This window comes from Bradyrhizobium sp. RP6 (assembly GCF_003837805.1).
In the GTDB taxonomy this organism is placed as follows: Bacteria; Pseudomonadota; Alphaproteobacteria; order Rhizobiales; family Xanthobacteraceae; genus Bradyrhizobium.
Window position 1 is genome coordinate 111,534 of the sequence record NZ_RQIT01000016.1, and the last position, 17,234, is coordinate 128,767.

General features: G+C 57.6%; 15 protein-coding genes and 1 pseudogene. 8 read left to right on the forward strand and 8 right to left on the reverse strand.

All coding sequences use genetic code 11. The features are described from left to right. The first annotated feature begins 54 nt into the window (after positions 1–54). Complete coding sequence (locus EHH60_RS25495) at positions 55–1,179, forward strand: DNA polymerase III subunit (protein WP_124162157.1); 1,125 nt, start codon at positions 55–57, stop codon at positions 1,177–1,179. A 433-nt stretch (positions 1,180–1,612) separates the two neighbouring features. On the opposite strand, the gene EHH60_RS25500 is transcribed toward EHH60_RS25495, so the two are convergent. The 3 genes from EHH60_RS25500 to EHH60_RS25510 all read right to left on the reverse strand — a co-directional run bounded on the left by EHH60_RS25500 (position 1,613) and on the right by EHH60_RS25510 (position 3,397). Beyond that, positions 1,613–1,837: a hypothetical protein gene (locus tag EHH60_RS25500; RefSeq protein ID WP_124162158.1), complete on the reverse strand. Its 225-nt coding sequence runs from the start codon at positions 1,835–1,837 to the stop codon at positions 1,613–1,615. A gap of 2 nt (positions 1,838–1,839) precedes the next feature. Continuing rightward, positions 1,840–2,070, reverse strand: coding sequence for a helix-turn-helix domain-containing protein (locus EHH60_RS25505; RefSeq protein ID WP_124162159.1), 231 nt, complete (start codon positions 2,068–2,070; stop codon positions 1,840–1,842). 130 nt (positions 2,071–2,200) lie between these two features. Further along, complete coding sequence (locus EHH60_RS25510) at positions 2,201–3,397, reverse strand: tyrosine-type recombinase/integrase (RefSeq protein WP_124162160.1); 1,197 nt, start codon at positions 3,395–3,397, stop codon at positions 2,201–2,203. Positions 3,398–3,701: 304 nt separating this feature from the next. Here EHH60_RS25510 and EHH60_RS25515 point away from each other — a divergent pair, with 304 nt between their 5' ends. From EHH60_RS25515 to EHH60_RS25535, 5 genes are all read left to right on the forward strand, one after another. After that, positions 3,702–4,706 carry a DUF4917 family protein gene (locus EHH60_RS25515; RefSeq protein WP_124162161.1) on the forward strand — a complete coding sequence of 335 codons (1,005 nt, stop codon included), beginning with the start codon at positions 3,702–3,704 and terminating at the stop codon, positions 4,704–4,706. Between the two features lie 191 nt (positions 4,707–4,897). Then, positions 4,898–6,097 (forward strand): hypothetical protein, encoded by a 1,200-nt coding sequence (locus EHH60_RS25520; protein ID WP_124162162.1) that lies wholly within the window; start codon positions 4,898–4,900, stop codon positions 6,095–6,097. Between the two features lie 194 nt (positions 6,098–6,291). Further along, a complete protein-coding gene (locus EHH60_RS25525; RefSeq protein WP_158626771.1) occupies positions 6,292–7,830 on the forward strand; it encodes an ATP-binding protein in 1,539 nt (512 codons plus the stop codon). Between the two features lie 4 nt (positions 7,831–7,834). After that, a complete protein-coding gene (locus tag EHH60_RS25530) occupies positions 7,835–10,075 on the forward strand; it encodes a Z1 domain-containing protein (protein ID WP_124162164.1) in 2,241 nt (746 codons plus the stop codon). Further along, positions 10,072–11,061, forward strand: a complete 990-nt coding sequence (locus EHH60_RS25535; RefSeq protein WP_124162165.1) for a PD-(D/E)XK motif protein — start codon at positions 10,072–10,074, stop codon at positions 11,059–11,061. Before EHH60_RS25530 ends, EHH60_RS25535 begins: the two co-directional genes overlap by 4 nt. Positions 11,062–11,096: 35 nt before the next feature. Here EHH60_RS25535 and EHH60_RS25540 read toward each other — a convergent pair whose 3' ends face one another. Both EHH60_RS25540 and EHH60_RS25545 read right to left on the reverse strand, forming a co-directional pair. After that, positions 11,097–12,326, reverse strand: coding sequence for a DNA cytosine methyltransferase (locus EHH60_RS25540; RefSeq protein WP_124162166.1), 1,230 nt, complete (start codon positions 12,324–12,326; stop codon positions 11,097–11,099). A gap of 94 nt (positions 12,327–12,420) precedes the next feature. Further along, positions 12,421–12,864, reverse strand: coding sequence for a very short patch repair endonuclease (locus tag EHH60_RS25545; RefSeq protein WP_245454588.1), 444 nt, complete (start codon positions 12,862–12,864; stop codon positions 12,421–12,423). Positions 12,865–13,097: 233 nt separating this feature from the next. Here EHH60_RS25545 and EHH60_RS25550 point away from each other — a divergent pair, with 233 nt between their 5' ends. Then, positions 13,098–13,547: a hypothetical protein gene (locus EHH60_RS25550; RefSeq protein WP_124162167.1), complete on the forward strand. Its 450-nt coding sequence runs from the start codon at positions 13,098–13,100 to the stop codon at positions 13,545–13,547. A gap of 52 nt (positions 13,548–13,599) precedes the next feature. Next, entirely contained in the window at positions 13,600–13,824 is a 225-nt protein-coding gene (locus tag EHH60_RS25555) for a hypothetical protein (RefSeq protein ID WP_124162168.1), read from the forward strand. A gap of 112 nt (positions 13,825–13,936) precedes the next feature. Here EHH60_RS25555 and EHH60_RS38820 read toward each other — a convergent pair whose 3' ends face one another. The 3 genes and pseudogenes from EHH60_RS38820 to EHH60_RS25570 all read right to left on the reverse strand — a co-directional run bounded on the left by EHH60_RS38820 (position 13,937) and on the right by EHH60_RS25570 (position 16,998). Further along, complete coding sequence (locus EHH60_RS38820; RefSeq protein WP_502697424.1) at positions 13,937–14,275, reverse strand: DUF3024 domain-containing protein; 339 nt, start codon at positions 14,273–14,275, stop codon at positions 13,937–13,939. Positions 14,276–15,942: 1,667 nt separating this feature from the next. After that, positions 15,943–16,720: pseudogene (locus EHH60_RS25565) on the reverse strand (recombinase family protein); the annotation flags it as partial. Beyond that, positions 16,717–16,998: a DUF2924 domain-containing protein gene (locus EHH60_RS25570; RefSeq protein WP_245454589.1), complete on the reverse strand. Its 282-nt coding sequence runs from the start codon at positions 16,996–16,998 to the stop codon at positions 16,717–16,719. The gene EHH60_RS25570 and the pseudogene EHH60_RS25565, both read right to left, overlap by 4 nt. Positions 16,999–17,234 lie beyond the last annotated feature (236 nt).

The window sequence follows — 17,234 nt, forward strand, 5'->3', positions numbered from 1 at the left end:
CGTGGGTGTGTCGCAAGCCCAACGCAGTCCACCGGATATTTAGAGCAGGCACATATGGCAGGCGTCTCTGCGATATTGGATCGTTTCCGTCTGAGGAGGTTCGAGGACGTTCTGGGCCAGGATGCGGTTTTAGGATCATTGCGGGAAAAAATCGACCGTGGAGGTGATGAGCGCTTGCCGCACCTTGTGTTCACCGGTTGCCCTGGTGTCGGTAGACGGTCGTTAGCGCGCCTGTATGCACAAACGCTCCTTTGCGAGAAGACCGGCGAGGAGGCGCCATGCCATAGCTGCAATGAATGCACGGGCGTTCTGATCGGCTCGAGCTTCAGTTACGTGGAATTCTCTGCACGGCAAATTCGAGACGAGCGATATTTTCGAGAATGTGTCGCACAAACGAAGCTGGGGCTGAAGACTGCGGATTGGCGCGTGTTTTTGATCGATGATGCTGAGGGGCTTGAGGTGGCTTCCGCCGACGTAATGCTAAAGACGTTAGAGAAAGAGCTAGATACGTGCTTCATCTTCGTGGTGAACGACATTTCCCAATTTCCGCGTGCGCTTCGCTCGCGCTGCCAGCTGTTTCGCGTCACGTCTATAGAACAGGAGGCGCTGGTCAGCCGACTTAAAATGGTTTGTAATCGTGAATCGCTGATCTATGAAGAGCGCGCCTTGAGCGTAATAGCTCAGGCGACCGGCGGCCGGGTCGGCGAGGCGCTGACAAAACTGGCCGAAGTGGCGAGCCTTGGTGACGTAACGTTGGCCAGTGCTTGGAGAATATTGAACCTTGAATGGGGAGAGACAATGATCCAGTGCTGGCTAGCACAGCTGGGCGGCCGATTGGATGAAGCGCTATCACATTTTGAGCGTATCGCTTCGGACGATGAAGGTCGTGTGCGTGCCATGCAATCTTTTGCTTCGGCCGTTCACTTTCGTAGTTCAATCGGGGCTTTGCCGTTCGGAATAAGCCCCGCGCTTGAGTGCCTTGCGGATGAAGCTTGGCTTCCAATTCTGGAAGGGTGGGAGGAGTTGTCTCGGCGCCGTTCAGTGCCGGTGACCTCGTTGATTGAAGACGCGATGAAGTTCTGGGGGGGAGTGAACCGGCTGACTCCAGCCCAAGCGAGCTTTCATAGAGGGTATGAACGGCTGTTCGGAGCGCAGAAGGACGGCTTGGCCCGGGAATAGTTGCGACTTAGCTATCTAAATGTTGCGACTTATGAAGTTGTGAGCGTAGATTGTCGGGGACTGTGCAGCGTGAATTGTCGCGACTTACGGAGACTTAGTTGCGGTTAGCCCCGGCCGGACGCGACCCAAAATTTGGGCGTAAAACTGGCGAGAAAGAGCTTGAGAGGCAGTTCGATCGGATGTTCGAGAGCAAAATACGCCAAGTCGTTTCGAAGATGCATAGGAAGTTCGATGCAATACCAACGACTTACGTCTTAAAGACAGCTCGTTAGAAATAATGGATGTCAATGCCCAAATCAACAGCCTTGAGGCCCTTCACCTAGAGCGTTTCGCCAAAACAGAGATTTTGTATCAGCGACTGTCCCGAGAACTGCGTCCGCATCACCTATGGTGCGAGGCGGACGTCAGCACTCTCAAGGCACGCAGCCGCTAGTCACGTGCGGGTACTGTCCAGCAGTTCCAGTAAGGACTCGAATCCCTTCTCTCCGTGCCGAATAGTGGGATCGATCGTGATCGTGCCCTTAGTGATGTAGTAGTTAACCTTGCCAATCTTGACGTGATATCGGGTCATTCGGCGCACTGGAAATCCGCGACGTTCCAATTCAGTGATCTGCCGACGCTGTTCAGGTGTGTCCAGTTCGTGGAAGAGCTTGCTCATGGTCACGACTCCAAGGACCGCTCAGATGGTTGACCGCCGCATTCGAGGTGGGGTCGTGTGGCAAGCCAGCTCTCGGCGTCCGAGAAGCGGATGATTGTGCGGGTGCTGACCTTCACCGCACGAAGATGACCCTCGCGGATTTCCTTCCATGCAGTTGTGCGTCCAATACCGGCCCAGACAGCAAAGTCGTTGACCGACATTGCTCCCTTCGGTTTTTCGGGTTGTAGCGACATCTAAATCTCCGAGTTGTTTGGAAGATCTCGTCTTCCAAAGGGATATAGATGCGATGCGCATGCGGGCGGCCGCGCGCGCACTGTCTTGACGCCTCGTAGCCATAGCGTTTCGGGGCTGGATGATCAGGGTTTAAAGAGAGGTCTTGTCGCAAAATGCGGCCCATGCCTCGGCAAGCTGGCGACGCTTGTCGAGCAGATCGCCGCGTCGGTAAGCAGCTTCAACCTTGTCGCTAATCGTATGGGCGAGCGCCATTTCAACGACTTCGCTCGGGAAATCGGTGCGTTCAGCTGCCCAGTCGCGAAAGGTAGAACGAAAACCGTGGGCCGTGATGTCGTGGCGTTCCAGCCGCCGCAATAACATCAGGAAAGCCATGGAGCTGAGCGGGCGTTCCTTGACACCGCCAGGAAACACAAATTTGCTTGTGCGGATTTCCTGCATCTCGGCAAGAATGACTTGAGTTCGTTTAGCGAGTGGGATGCGGTGATCACGTCCCGCCTTCATGCGGGCGCCGGGGACCGTCCAGAGCTGAGCCTTTTCGTCATACTCGCCCCACTGCATGCCTAGCGTTTCTCCGGTACGCGTAGCGGTGAGGATACAGAATTCGAAGGCGCGAGCGACGACGGTTTTCTCCCGACGCAGAACTTGAATGAAGTCGGGCGTCGCGTCGATCGGCAGGGCGGCATGATGGTTGATGCTCGCCACTCGTGAGCGCTTCGCCAGAAGATGATCGAGATGACCCTTCCATCGCGCCGGGTTGTCTCCCGTGCGGTATTTCTTGACGCGAGCCCAATCGAGAATGCGTTCGATCCGGCCCCGGATGCGGGAAGCCGTCTCGGTCTTTTCCTTCCAGATCGGCTGCAAGACCTTCAAAACCAGATCGTCATCGATGGCGGCAACGGGCCGGTCCTTGAAGATGGGATAGACATACGTCTGGAGCGTCGTCGTCCACTGGTCGGCATGCTTGCTGTTCTTCCAGCCGACTTTGTGGGTGGCGATATAAGTCTCGGCACACTTTTCGAAGGTGACGGCTTCTGCCGCTTCGACGATTTTGGCTTGCTGCTCCTTAAGGCGCTCCTCCAACGGGTCGAGGCCTTTGAGGCGCATGGCTCGGCAGACCTCTGCCTTCTCACGGGCCTGAGCGAGCGACACTGTATGATATGGGCCAAGGCCCATATCCCGCAGCTTACCGCCCGTGCGATAACGGAAAATCCAGCTTTTGGAGTTGCCCACGCGGACCTTCAGGTAGAGCCCAAGCCCATCGGCGTACATCCCGGGTTTGAGGTTCTGTCTGATCTTGAGTGCGGTGAGCACCCGTATGCGAGCCATGTCGAAAAACTTCCGCGCCGTGTCCGAGCCCATATAGAAAGTGGAATTCGGTCGAGGGGCGGCGATATTGCGGAGGCGGCAGGGAGTCTCTCGTTTAAGGTTCGCAAGGGCAGGTCAGACGTCTCCTGCGGAGTTACGGTTCCTGGGCCCCAGCATTCGAAAGGTCGGTTGGCACTGGCGCCATGCGCGAGGCTCTAGTATCAATCACTGCGGGTAGTTGGGGAATCGAGCGAAGACCGTCTTATCGATTGTTACCGTAACACGCGACGGCGGCGTCGCCGTTTGCCAACGGAAGCTCTTGGCCATGCCGAAGATAATTTCGTTTGATGATGCATTGAAGGCCGCAGGTAGCAAAGATTGCTCGCTGCTCCTGGGGAATGGCTTTTCTGCCAGCTACTTCAGTTACCGTTCACTGCTCGATAAGGCTGATCTCAAGCCAGACGATCCGGTCCGTGCCTTGTTCGATCGTCTCAAGACGGTTGATTTCGAGCGGGTGGTCAAAGCCCTGGAGGGCGCTTCTGAAGTTGAGATGGCTTATGGAAATAAGGAGCACGCCGAGGGGCTCATCAAGGATGCGAATCGTCTTCGTGAGGCGCTTGTGCACGCCATTCGCGGTACGCACCCAACCCATCGGGAAGAGATTGAGGACGTGATTCCAAGCTGCGTCGCATTTCTCGCTTCGTTCGATGAGGTCTTCACGCTCAATTACGATTTGCTTTTGAATTGGGTCAGTCTTTCGGACGAAGCGCACCTAACCGACGGCTTCGGATTGGGTGAAAGGCGTAACGGATTTCTTGGGCCGTTCAAGATAGGAGCGCATTGTAAAGTCTACAATCTTCACGGCGGCTTGCATTTGTTTCGAAACGGCGTTGACGTCGATAAGAGGATTGCCGGAGCAAGCGGCATCATCGATGCGATTGCGCAAACCATCACCACCTCGAAGCGTTTCCCGCTTTACGTCGCGGAGGGCACATCTGCGGCCAAGATGCAGCGCATCAAAGCAAACAACTATCTCAGCCACTGCTATGAAAAGCTCGGTGCGAGTATGGGTCCCTTCTTCGTCTTTGGTCACTCGGCCGATCCAAACGACGCGCACATTTACAGCGCGCTCTTCCGATCGAAGATTACACATCTCTATTTCTGTATCTATCAACCGACCGATGAAAAATTAAAATCCGTAAGTGGCGAACTGGCTCGCTACAAGGAGAGGGCAGGCTCGAAAGTTGAGTATACTTTTGTGGACTCCGAATCTGCCCATGTATGGGACCGTCCATCTCCCGAAGAGCAAGCTGCCAAGGTCGCGCGATGAACGATGCGGCTATTATCGCGAATTGTTAGCGAGAGCTTACGATTGGGAGATGATCGTGTAATTCATCACGCTTCGGGGGCAAGATGACAACAGTAGCGACAGCGCCCGCACTATGGCGCACTGAAAAGACAGTTGTTCTTTCTGGACATAGCCTCCATTCACAAAAGCCAAGCCCGGTATCGGAGGGGTTTGTGCCACCCATCATGGCGGCGCAAATCAGGTTTCGGCCCGATGCACTCGCCGCCTCGATGGCGCGTACGCTGACGTTGCGCACGGCGCCCGATGCTCTGCTGGCCCAATGGGCAAGATCTCAGTTAGCCCAGATCGAATATTTGGTCGAAGACGGCTTCAGGTTCGAGCTCTCGCCGTTCCTCACGTCGCTCGCGGACGCTGAGAGATCCGGATTTGCTGGGCGCGTGGGCGCAGGCATGACTGATCTTCTGATGAATGCGCTTGGCTATGTCTGGCGAGACAATGCGACATGCCTGTCGAGCAATCTCGATCCACACGCCGACTTTGTTTATGCTGGAGGAGCAGTGTCCGGCCACGGCGTTGTGTTGGCCGAAGCTCACGGGTCGTTTGCCCAGAGTGTCGCTGAGGGGCGCATAGCGGGCGAGGCGCGCCGGAAGTATTTGCGGCAAGTCAAACCCCATATTGCTACTAGTTGCGTGCATGGGAAAGTGGTGCACGGATATTCAGTGGCGTTTGGTTCAAACCCAGCGAATCAAGACACGTTTCTCCACGTTGCGGAGACGAGGATTTCGAGAAGTAAAATAAAGTCGAGCCTACCGTCTCAACAACCTGGACCGATAGCTAGCGGCCGTGTTTCGGCTAGGCTCGCGCTAGCGGCGCACAGATCTAACTTTCTCTTGATGGGAGCCTCGCAAGTTGTTGCCTGGATTGACTGGCTGCGCGGCGTAGGAGGGCGCCCGGCGGACGATACGGTAACGACCTTCTTTGTAGTCGAAATCGTAGGTCGGAAGTTTTTGGTCGCGGCTGAGTATTTCTTTCCCTATATCCGTCCATGGAGACTGCTGGATGAAGTCGATTTGCCGCAGTTGCCGTGGCGTTGGGATGAATTCGAGAGCTGGCGGCTCCGGATTCGGAGTGATTTGGCCAACGTCTACGCTATGGATGAATTTGCGGCTGGTTCATTCCTTCGCGCGTTGTCAGGAATGATTAGTGGGGAAGCCGGTCAAGCTCCCCTGGCGCTCGACCTTCCGGTGGTTGAGCCGGTAGGGCTCTCTAAGGAGCTAGAGCCCGGCGACCGGGATGAAGACTCCCGCTACCCTTTTGTCCAATTCCGAGACGGTTTGGCGTTACTTGGCAAGTTGCCTCGATCGCGAAAGCCCGAAACACTCTTTTGGTCACCGCAACGCGGGTTCCTATAAGCGCTTTTGATCAGGGATTGCTGTCTTTCAGCCGTACGTTGTCTCATTGGGGGAAATGCCTCTAGCTAAGATCGTTCAATAGTCGGTATTGCAATTGTCGCGCTTAGATTCAATCAATCGTCGGGCCGACACAACGCACACGTGCGTCCGGCGGGCAATTAGTCTAGTACCTGATGTGGCGGGGAGAATCAGGAATGTCGGCCAACAAGGTCAATATCCGGCCGGGCGTCAGCGTGCTTTCGGTCCTAAGGCATTTGAACTACAGCCCGTGGTTCGCGCTGGCCGAATTCGTTGATAACTCGATGCAGAGCTACATCGAGGCGAGGCTGAGGCTCCACGAGCTGCACGGGCTGTCATGGAAGCTCAAGGTGTCGATAGACGTCGATACATCTCATCCGGGGCGCATCACCATCAGGGATAATGCTGCCGGGATAGCCAGCGATGCCTTCCCGCGCGCATTTCGTCCTGCGGTTATCCCGCCAGATCGATCGGGGTTATCCGAGTTTGGGATGGGGATGAAAAGCGCCGCGTGCTGGTTCGCCCCGAAATGGCAGGTGCGCACAAAGGCCCTGGGCGAACCGGTGGAACGTACCGTGCGGTTCGATATCGCCGCCATCGTGCGTGATGAACTGGAGGAACTGGAGATCGATGAGCGGCCAGCGCGGCCGGAGAATCACTTCACCGAGGTATCTCTTGAAGAGCTTCACCATATTCCCGTCGGAAGAACGCTGGGGAAGATCAAGGAGCACCTGACGGACATCTACCGAGTGTTTCTTCGGGATGGAACATTGGACCTGCGCTTCAACGGCGAGAGCCTGAGCTACGAGGAGCCGCCGGTCCTGACGGCTCCATTTTATAGAGAACCGAACGGACCGGACAAAGTCTGGCGGAAGGCGATCGAGTTCGAGTTCGGCCACGGCCTTTCGGTGCGGGGGTTCGCGGCGCTGCGGGACCCCGGGAATTACGCGCGCTCCGGATTCGCCCTTTTCCGTCGCGGTCGGCTGATACAGGGAAGTGGAGAGGATGGCTATCGGCCATCGATACTCTTTGGCACGTCAGGCAGCAGCAGCTATGCGCGATTGCGCCTATTCGGCGAGCTCCACCTGGAAGGCTTCGATGTCAGCCATACAAAGGACGGCTTCCGTTGGGACGAGAACGAGGAGCCGTTCCTGGAGCTTCTGAAAGAATATCTGGACGATGACAGTTTTCCCCTGCTTCGTCAGTGCGAGCACTATCGGTCGTTGGCCTCAAAGAAGGATCGCGTGAAGGCGGCCACTCAGGGGCTCTCCCAAGCAAGCGACGCCATCGCCGCATCGATGTCGGACGTGCTCCCGCGGGTAGCAGATCAGCCACTTGCTGAGACGCAGACCACTCCACTCCGGCCGCAGCCAACCCTCGCCACGCAACAGTTGAACTTTAGTTTTCGCGGATCGCCGTGGCGCATTAAGATCGAACTCTCCGACGACCCGGCTGAGTCCGATTGGCTCTCAATAAGCGACCGCGGCAGCGAAGACGGCGAGGAGGCCGACACGATCGAGATACGGGTCTCGATGGCACATCCGTTCATGGTCGCCTTCGCGCAAACCGACCCGGAAAGCATCGACGCTTTACTGCGCGTAGCAGCCGCGCTCGCGCTTGGCGAGAAGCTTGCTCGTCGGGCGGGCGTGAGATCAGCGGGAACCTTGAGACGTAATCTGAACCAAATACTGCGAGAGGGGCTGTCGCAGCCATAATCCTATGACCGATCAAGACAACGACATTGTCGTGACATCTGCAGGGCGTTCGGCTTTGAAGCCGGGAATGAGGTGGCTGCCGGTAGAAGGAGAGCAGGCGGCTGGCGTCGCTCGGCGGAGCAAGCTGAACGCCGATGCGCAGAACAAGCTCATCCAATCATCCGCCGAGATACTGGGCAAAGGCGTAAACCCGCGCGATGCGGCAGAAACCGCGACTGGTCTGGTCGTTGGCTACGTGCAAAGCGGAAAGACGCTCTCTTTCACGACCGCGATCGGGCTGGCGCGTGACAATGGTTTTCCTCTCGTCATCGTCATCGCAGGCAACAAGGATAACCTGCTCACGCAATCACATGATCGGCTCGCGAGAGACCTTGATGTCGATGGCGGGGAGGGACTTCCTGCCTGGAAGATGGAGAAGAACCCGCGTGGACAAGATAGCCAATATGAGCAACTGATACGACAGGCCATCGACAATTGGCGAGATCCTACGCGCGATCCGGACGAGAAGTCGACGCTCCTGCTAACGGTCCTCAAGCAGAACCAGCGTTTGGCATCTCTCACGGCGCTGCTCAGGAGAATGGGCATGCGCGGCGTTCCGGCCTTGCTGATAGACGACGAGGCCGACCAAGCGAGTCTCAATACGAAGGTCCAGCGTGGCGAGGAGAGCACGACATACATGCGGCTGCGGGAACTTCGCGAAGCTCTGCCATGTCACACGTTCTTGCAGTACACAGCCACACCGCAGGCGCCTCTTCTTATCAATATTACTGACAACCTCTCGCCGGACTTCGTGCATGTGCTTGAGCCCGGAGACGGGTACGTCGGAGGTGCCGCATTCTTCGCGCCGAACAGCCGCTACATCAAAGTCATTCCGCAACAGGACCTTTTGCAGACCAATGCGCTGCCCACGGAGGCGCCGGAGAGCCTGCTCGAAGCGATGCGGGTTTACTATGTGGGTCTCGCTGCCAGCCTGATCGCGAGATCGGGCCGACGTTCGATGCTCATTCATCCTGCTCGCGAGCGGGCGGCGCATCAGGTCGCGGCTGGCTGGGCGAGCGCGGCAAAAGATGAATGGGCGAACGCGCTTGGCGCGGGCGAGCAGGACCCGGATCGGCTTGAGGTGATTGACGATTTCAAAAGAGCCTACGAAGAACTGCAAAAGACGGAGCGCAACCTCCCTGGCTTCGATGAAATCATTCAGAAGCTGCCGCGCGCTCTCCGGAATACCACTGTGATCGAGTTCAATACCCGCGGCAGACCGAAAACGCCGGAGATAAACTGGAGGCATGCGGAAGGATGGATTCTCGTCGGCGGGCAAGCAGTCGACCGAGGTTTCACCGTGGATTCACTGACGGTCACCTACATGCCTCGGGGAATGGGCATGGGAAATGCGGACACATTGCAGCAGCGCGCTCGTTTCTTTGGGTACGCGCAGGCTCGTGGGTATTTCGGCATTTGCCGCGTCTATCTGGAACAACAAATGAGGGACGCATACGAAGACTACGTCGAGCATGAGGAACTCATGCGCAGCGAACTGCGGCGCGTCGCCGAGAGGGGCGAGAGCCTGCGCACGTGGCGCCGCCGCTTCATTCTCGATCCAGGCCTGAATCCTTGCAGGCGATCCGTGATCTCCGATCCCTACACACGCGGGAGCATGACCGGAGGATGGACGAGGCAGATCGGTACCATAGTCAATCCGGACACGCGATCCGCCAACATGCAGCTTCTCCAGACGCTGATGAGCGAGCTCAACCTGCAGGACGATGACACCTACGCGGCGAGATCGACCGCGCAACAGCATCAGGTCGATCGCGACGCGCCGCTCCAACGGTTGTTCGATGCGCTCGTTGAGTATCGTTTCGAGGATCCAAGAGATACGGCGAGCTTCACGGGCTTGCTGATCACGATTGCTGAAGGCCTTCGCCAGGATCCCGACGCCACGTGCGCGATATATCGAATGCGCCCCAATGCGCCCGTCGGCACGCGCAAGGTAAAGAACGCTAGCGGAGAGATCGACCAGTTCCAGCAAGGACGCACGGCAACGGCTCGCGGAGGCGTGACTTATCCCGGCGATGCGTTCTTCGCTGCTCGCGACAAGGTGTCTCTGCAAATCCATGTCTACGACTTGACCCTTAGCAATAGGCCGTTCGCAAGCGCGGTGCCGCTCATCACGGTCAATGTGCCCGCACCGCTCGCTGCCGCTTGGCTCGTGCAGGTGCAAAGCGGGCAGCAAGCAACCTCATGACCGGGCGTCTGGCAGCACTCCTGAGGGAAATCATCGCTCCTTCGGCGGAAGGTGTGTTCAATGTCAGACGACTGAGTGACGGTCCGGCATATTACGCCGGGCGCGACAGTCGTGATTTTGCGGCGGTCCTGATCGGCAGCTCGGATGCCGGTCGGACGGTGCCGCTGCGGCTTTCAGGTCTTGAAGCGACGTTCTCAACCTCTTACCAGATTGTCGAGGCAGGCAAACCGCCGGAGATGCAGACACTCACGGCTATAATATGCACGAGCCGTGCAAGCGATGTCGTTGCGTACTTCGCGAACATCATGGAGTCGCTCCTCCCATTGCTCGGCCCGAACCCGTCTACAGAGAAGGTTGCGGAGACGGTGCGGCAGCTCGTCGACATATTCCAGAAGCTCCGCGCTCCCGCGCGCCGATCAATGGTCGGATTGCTTGGAGAGCTATGCGTGATCGAAGCTGCACGCGACGCCGCTGTTGCCATCGGGTCATGGAGATCGGACCCAGATGAGCGATTCGATTTCGCCGCCGGAAAGGTGCGTTTAGACGTAAAGGCATCGAGCAATCGCCAGCGCGTCCATGAAATTTCGTTCGAGCAGGCCAACCCGCCTGACGAGACAGCAGGATTGATCGCTTCGATTTGGATCGAGCCTGCCGGCGGCGGAATGTCGCTCTTCGATCTTCTTGGTCAAATAGAAAGGAGGATTGCAGGCCAATCGAATGAGGTTTTGCGCTTGCGGTCGATCGTCGCTGGTACGCTAGGGGATACGCTTCCTCAGGCAATGGCGTGGTGCTTCGACAAGCAGCTCGCAGAAAGCTCATTGCGCTATTTTGACGTGGCCAATATTCCCGCTATCCGCCCGCCACTTCCGCCCAATGTCTCGTCAGCCAGATTTGTTTCTGACCTAAGCGGCTGCGATCCGCTTAATGTCGGCGATTTCACCGAAAGTCTCGTGAGCGCGGAGCGAGGACTTTTGCCAACGGCATGAACGACAATCTTGCCGATATCAGCCGCGAAGGTTGGTCATTCCGCGACTTCGAGTTCGCGTAGCTTCGCCCTGGGTCCGAGGGCTTCTCCGGGGTGATCAGGGTGAGCTCCTTTCAAGGAGTGATAGCTCACGCAGACCGGCGCGGTCACATGAGGAGGCGGCACCGTGCGGCGTCGTGGCGGCATCAGCTTAAGTTTTGAGCTTCTCAACGGCGTGTCGAGCAGCTGGCGACGAATTTCTCTGGCAAGAACCTCTGCCAATAGCGACGGAACGGCATTTCCGAGCATTCGCTGGACTTGCGCGCGATCGGTATCAAATCGGAAATCTTCCGGAAACGTCTGCAGTCGCGCTAGCTCCCGCGGCGACAACTTCCTATTAGTCCAATGGAACGGGCCTGTAGCTGGGCCGGGCTGAGCTTGAATTGTCCAGGACGGCTTGTCCTTTGCGAGCTTCAACAGGAAGCTCCAGTACCGCGTGCGCCAGCCGAACAAGGGCAAACCGCCGCCGCGCGGCGTATGCCATAGATAGTTCTGCCCTTCCGGTATGCTCGGCAAAAGCCCAGCCCATTTACCTGTCAGCTGGAGATCAGGATCGTTTGGCCGTGCCGGAAGATCGCCGAGCGCGTCCCATGCGGTATGAAAGGCCTTGAGGCCCGACGGCAACTCCTCCGCATCGCCATCAGCGTGTGTGGGTTCCGGGAATTGAAACCGCCGCCCGTCACGGCTCGCGATTATGAAAATGCGCTCCCGCCGTTGAGGGACGCCGTAATTCGCTGCATCGAGAACCTTCCAGACCGGCACGTAGTTCGTGTTGGCTTCTTTGTTGATCTTCTTGATGCCCTTGAGGATGCGGTCGAGGCCTTCGCTCTTGCCGGCATAGGCAAGACCGTACACGTTCTCCAGCAGTAATGCCTTCGGTCTCGTGTCCCGGACTACGCGCAGGTATTCATTGAGAGTGCTTGCGTTGGGGTCGCGAAGCCGAGGGGCATCTCCATGCGCCCAATAGCCGCTCTTCGAGAATGGTTGGCATGGTGGGCCGCCGATAAGCACGTCCGCTTCGCCGGGCTTGAGGCGAGCCGCCTTGAGCAATTGCCTAGAGCTTATCGTGCTAAGGTCGCCTTCAATTACAGGCCAACGCCGGTTGCAGCGCAGTGTTTCGCAGCAGATCGGGTCTATGTCGACGGCAACGCGTGTCTTGAAGCCTGCTGCCTCGAATCCGAGATCGAGCCCGCCGGCTCCCGTAAACAGGCTGATCGCTTTGAGCATATGAGGTACGCCGTGGACCCAGTGTATCAGATTCGAATCAGATGCGCTTTTATTGAGTAAAGGACAACGCGACTCTTGAAAAGTGCCACGATAATCAGAGTGCGCGGGTCACGTTGTCCGTCCGCAGAAACTTGATGAGGCGCTTCGTGACGCGGCCCAAGTCGGATAGTTCGCACTCCCATAGGGTCAATGAACGCCATCCCAATCGCTCGAGCTGGGCACTGTTGCGCGCATCGCGCTCTCGGTTGCGCCGAAGTTTCGGCCCCCAGTATTCGGGCTTCGAGATTGGCAGCTTCCTTCCCGCGGGGCAGTCGTGGCGATGCCAAAAGCATCCGTGCACAAGCACGGCCTTCTTTTGCCTCGAGAACACGATGTCAGGGTTGCCGGGTAGGTCTCGCCGATGGAGCCGATACCGAAATCCATGGGCGAAAAGGATTTTGCGTACCAAAAGCTCTGGCTTGGTATTTACCTTCTTGATGCGCGCCATACGCTCGGTGAGGTTCAGCGGGACGGGTCGGGTCTTCTTCGCAGGGGCCATCGAAACAACTCCAGCCGTCGCGCAGGTGATAGCAGACGTCTGCACTTCGGCGTATGCAAATTCATGAGAAATGCAAGATTATGTTGTCCGCGGTCTCTGGCGTGATCCCATTGCGAGGCTTGGTATACTATAGGTGTGACGGCTCTCAAACCGCTAGGGACGGTCTGGGAATGCGAATTGAAAGGCCCTAAATTGAAGCGCCAGCTCATGCAGTTCCTCGACAACTAGGACCGATGCGCTCGATCGACGACTTCTCGGATAGAAGGCTGAAGAGCTGGTGTATCCATTGCGGCGGCTGGCTGTCGGATCTGCACTGTAATCGGGATCATGCGCCTTCAAAGGCCTTTCTGCTGCGGCCTTATCCCGCCAACCTGCCGGTGATGACCGTCTGCAGGCGGTGCAACTCTGGATTCTCACGCGACGAGGAGTATATGGTCGCGATCTTGAGCGCGGCCTTGTCCGGCACAACCAATCCTGCGGCGCAGAAAATACCGAGCGCTGGCCGAATCTTCGCGTCGAACTCCAAGCTTCGTGCGAGCATTGAGCGCTGCCGTATGGTATTCAGCGCGGTCGGCGGGGACCAACGGCAAATCTGGAAACCGGACTTGGAGCGCATTAAGCGAGTCGTCCTGAAGAACGCCCGCGGACACGCCTTCTTCGAAATCGGAGAACCGATGACTTGAGAAGCCGAGCTACGCGAATGTATTTCCCTTGTCCGCTCTATCGGGCAGCGACTTGGACGAGTTCGAGAATGTTAGTTGGGGCGGCATGGTGCCGGAGGTAGGAAGCCGCATGCTCACGCGATTCGTCACGGGAAGTGATCTCACCGAGCATGGATGGGTCGAGGTCCAAAGTGGTGTTTATCGTTACTCGGCGGTTCAGAGCGGGGTCATGACGGTGCGTACTGTTCTGTACGAATACCTCGGAACGGAGGTCCATTGGGGCGATATGGATGAATGAGCGGGTCGCGGCTCGCCAAAGCGTTTCGATCCCGTCACAGTCATTGAAGTAAACGCGCCGGATGAACAACGTATCCGTACGGCAGGTACCGCGGGGTAGCCGATCATCGAGTTCAGTGCGGATGGAGCAATCCGTCGGACCTTAGCGTGTCGATCGGTTCGGCGAGGGTAAGGCCGCGATGCAGGTAGAACCATTCTCTGGCGCGACGGTACCACTGGATGTCGAAGCGATTACGGCTAACCCAATCGAGGCGGGCGAATGGGGGGTCGAACTCTTCGCCGAGGTTCTCCGCGAACCCGGAGCGGAAGCGTTGAATGAAGCGATATTTGGTGCCGTGCCAACTTCCCAGGATATCGACGAGTAGTTGAACTGCGTCGGCCGGATAGTGGCAGGAATCGGGGCTCCGCCATCGAGCACCCCGCCCGCTCGGCCATAGGCTCTCAGTGGCTATTCGAACTACGGTTACGGCAAACGATCGCGGCTACCAATTGTCGCAGGCACTTTGGGCGAGACATACCCCAAGAGAGATCGACCGGGGGTCTACACTGAACGTCGCCACGTTGGCGCAATGAGGAACAATCAAACTATCCGTTCGCCGATCGAACGCCGCAAACAGGGAGGTTTGCCAGTGCCAGTTCGTATCGACAAATGGCGATAGCTTGATGGACAGCAGCATTCCGTCGCGGTCATGATGAGGCAGATCGCAGGCGCTCTTCACCACTACAAAAGGTGCGGCTGGTTCGCGAAGCCAGGGTTGCCAGAGACCGAAGCTTCGGCGCACCGATAGAGACCGCACCGAAATTGAGGCTCAGATGACCAACCCCAACCTCGAACGATCTCGCCCATACTCCAGCCCATATGTGCGCGAAGATTGCACGCGAATTCGGGCGAACGCGCGCGAGGTCCGGCGAGCAGCTTGCGCCTGTAGCGTAAGTGCTTCTTGAACTTGGGCGAACGTGTGCGAATGAGGGGGATACACGCTAATTCTGACACTCTCTCCGCCAGTTTCCTTTTTGGACATACTCTCCGTGTAAATCTAAGTGCTTGTTGGCGCTGATTCCCGCGCTTTTTGACGCTGAACCGTACTCAGCGAATCAGGTTTGCACCCTGACGCCATCTCCATTGCCCAGCTTTCTCCAAACCTCTGTACTTTTTAATGTGTAACGGACGATAAAAGCCATTGAAATTCAAAGCATTTCCATCTCGGAACAGCAAAAAAATTCGTTTGTCAATTGGCCCCCAAGATCGCCAAGAATCCGTTGGTCCGTTTGAGTTCTATACAACCCTGCGATTTGGAATCCCTGCGCTTCCGTTTTGCATAGCACGCGCTGAAGAACGCCTATCGCCGCTTTGCTGTAGCGGCTCGCGCCTTTATTGCTCGCAGCCTAGCTGCCTGAATTGAGCAGAGGCAGTCCCTCCGGTCTTCAGACTGCGCGCAATACGTCGGCTTCATGTCGATGCCGATTGCTGAACGGCCGGAACGAAGAGCAGCCAATGCTACCGTTTGTAAGGCAGCCGGTCTCAAGACATCGTTCGACTAGTTGCATGGGGAACGGAGCCGCATGACTGTGAGGATTCTCCGGTCGTGCAGGAGTCCGCCAAATGTCTTCCGCGCCACCCAGCGCATCTCGATTGAAGTAACACTTGGGGCCTACGGCTCGAACGTTATTTTGCGGGGGCGTACTTTACGGCGAAATCCTGCATTCGATTGGACTTAAGGGCGTCCGCAAGATCGGCGACGATAGAACTTGCGCGGACCGGGTCCACTTTGTGTGCTTCCTCAATTTTGTCGAGAAGCGTAGCATCCAGTCTCGATCAATTGGCGCCATCGGTACGCCTTTGCTAGAGCAGTAATCAGGCTGTTGCTCGGTCGTGACCGAGGTGCGGTCCAAGCCTCGACGCCGGCGGGGGACCACAATTGCTTTCTGCCGCCGCTCTGCCGGAAATCGACCGGGATGGTAACGACTAGCTCACAACCGTCACGGCTCAGCCGCATATTCTGCTTGATTTTGGTGGTCACGCCGCCTCCATAGTCGTGGCTTTGCCATTGAATTCGACGATCAGCGACGCGAAGCATCCACCCGAAGGTGCACATCAACCTTTGCAGAGGCGACGACTGTCCCAAAGTTTGCGTTCGATGATCGCGTCGTGCTCGCCGGGATATGCGGTACCCTTGTGTACGGCATCTCCAATGTAGGTCCGGTTATTGAGCATCTTATAGAGCACGCCCTTATCGATGGCCTAGCCATCGCGATTGCGGACGTCCTTCTGCTTGGGCTCTTGGGCTAGGAGGGTGGCTGAGCCTAACGTCACAAACCTGCGAAAGATCCAGCGGACGATCTCCGCATCCTGCGCATTGATCACCAGCTTGCGATTTTTGACCTCGTAGCCGAAGGGGCCCAACCGCCCATCCACATGCTTTTCTTGCGAGAAGCAGCGAACTTGTCGCGGATGCGCTCTCCGGTGACCTCGCGCTCGAATTGAGCAAAGGAGAGCAAGATGTTCAGCGTCAGCCGCCCCATCGACGTCGTGGTGTTGAAAGCCTGGGTGACCGAAACAAAGGTGACCGTGCGTCGATCGAACGCTTCCACCAGCTTGGCAAAGTCCATCAAGGACCGCGACAGCCGGTCAATCTTGTAGACCACGACCACGTCGACCTTGCCGGCCTCGATGTCGGCCAGCAGGCGCTTGAGGGCGGGGCGCTCCAGTGTGCCACCAGAGAACCCGCCGTCGTCATAGTGGTCAGGAACGAGCCTTCCTGCTTGTGGCTTGCGACATAGGCCTCGCATGACTCTCGCTGGGCCTCGAGGGAGTTAAACTCCACGTCTGGGCCTTCCTCGCTGGACTTGCGGGTGTAGACCGCGCAGCGCAGCTTGCGCGCAACCGGCTTGCTCATACTGACGTCCGCTGGCTCTTCAGGCCAAAGAAGGCCAGGCCATTCCACCGGGTGCCCGTGATGGCTCTGGCGACCGCAGAAAGCGATTTGTACGGCCTGCCTTGGTACTCGAAGTCGGCGTCGCGGACCGTTACCCGGTGCTCGACGCCCTTCCACTCCCGGATGAGCCGGGTGCCGCTGACGGGGCGGTCCGAATTTTTGTGCCGGACGCGCTTGCTGCCCTGGCAGGTCGGCCGCCAAGGCTTCCAGCCGCCGCACGGCGTCGGTTGACAGTCCACCGTACGCCAGCTCCTGGATGCGGTACGCCAAGGTCCACGACCGCTTGCGCGATACCGCTGACAGCAGCCGCATCGCGCTCGCGCCGTACATCCAATTCCTCTGTGGTGGCCTGGCCGACTTCCATCGTGGCGTCCGTACGATCTCGATCGGGGTCTGCTGCGACGACATTGAAGGGCGGAGCTCGCAAGCGGCTTCGATCGGGCTGATCGTGAACGAACTGGTGACGAACTGTTTC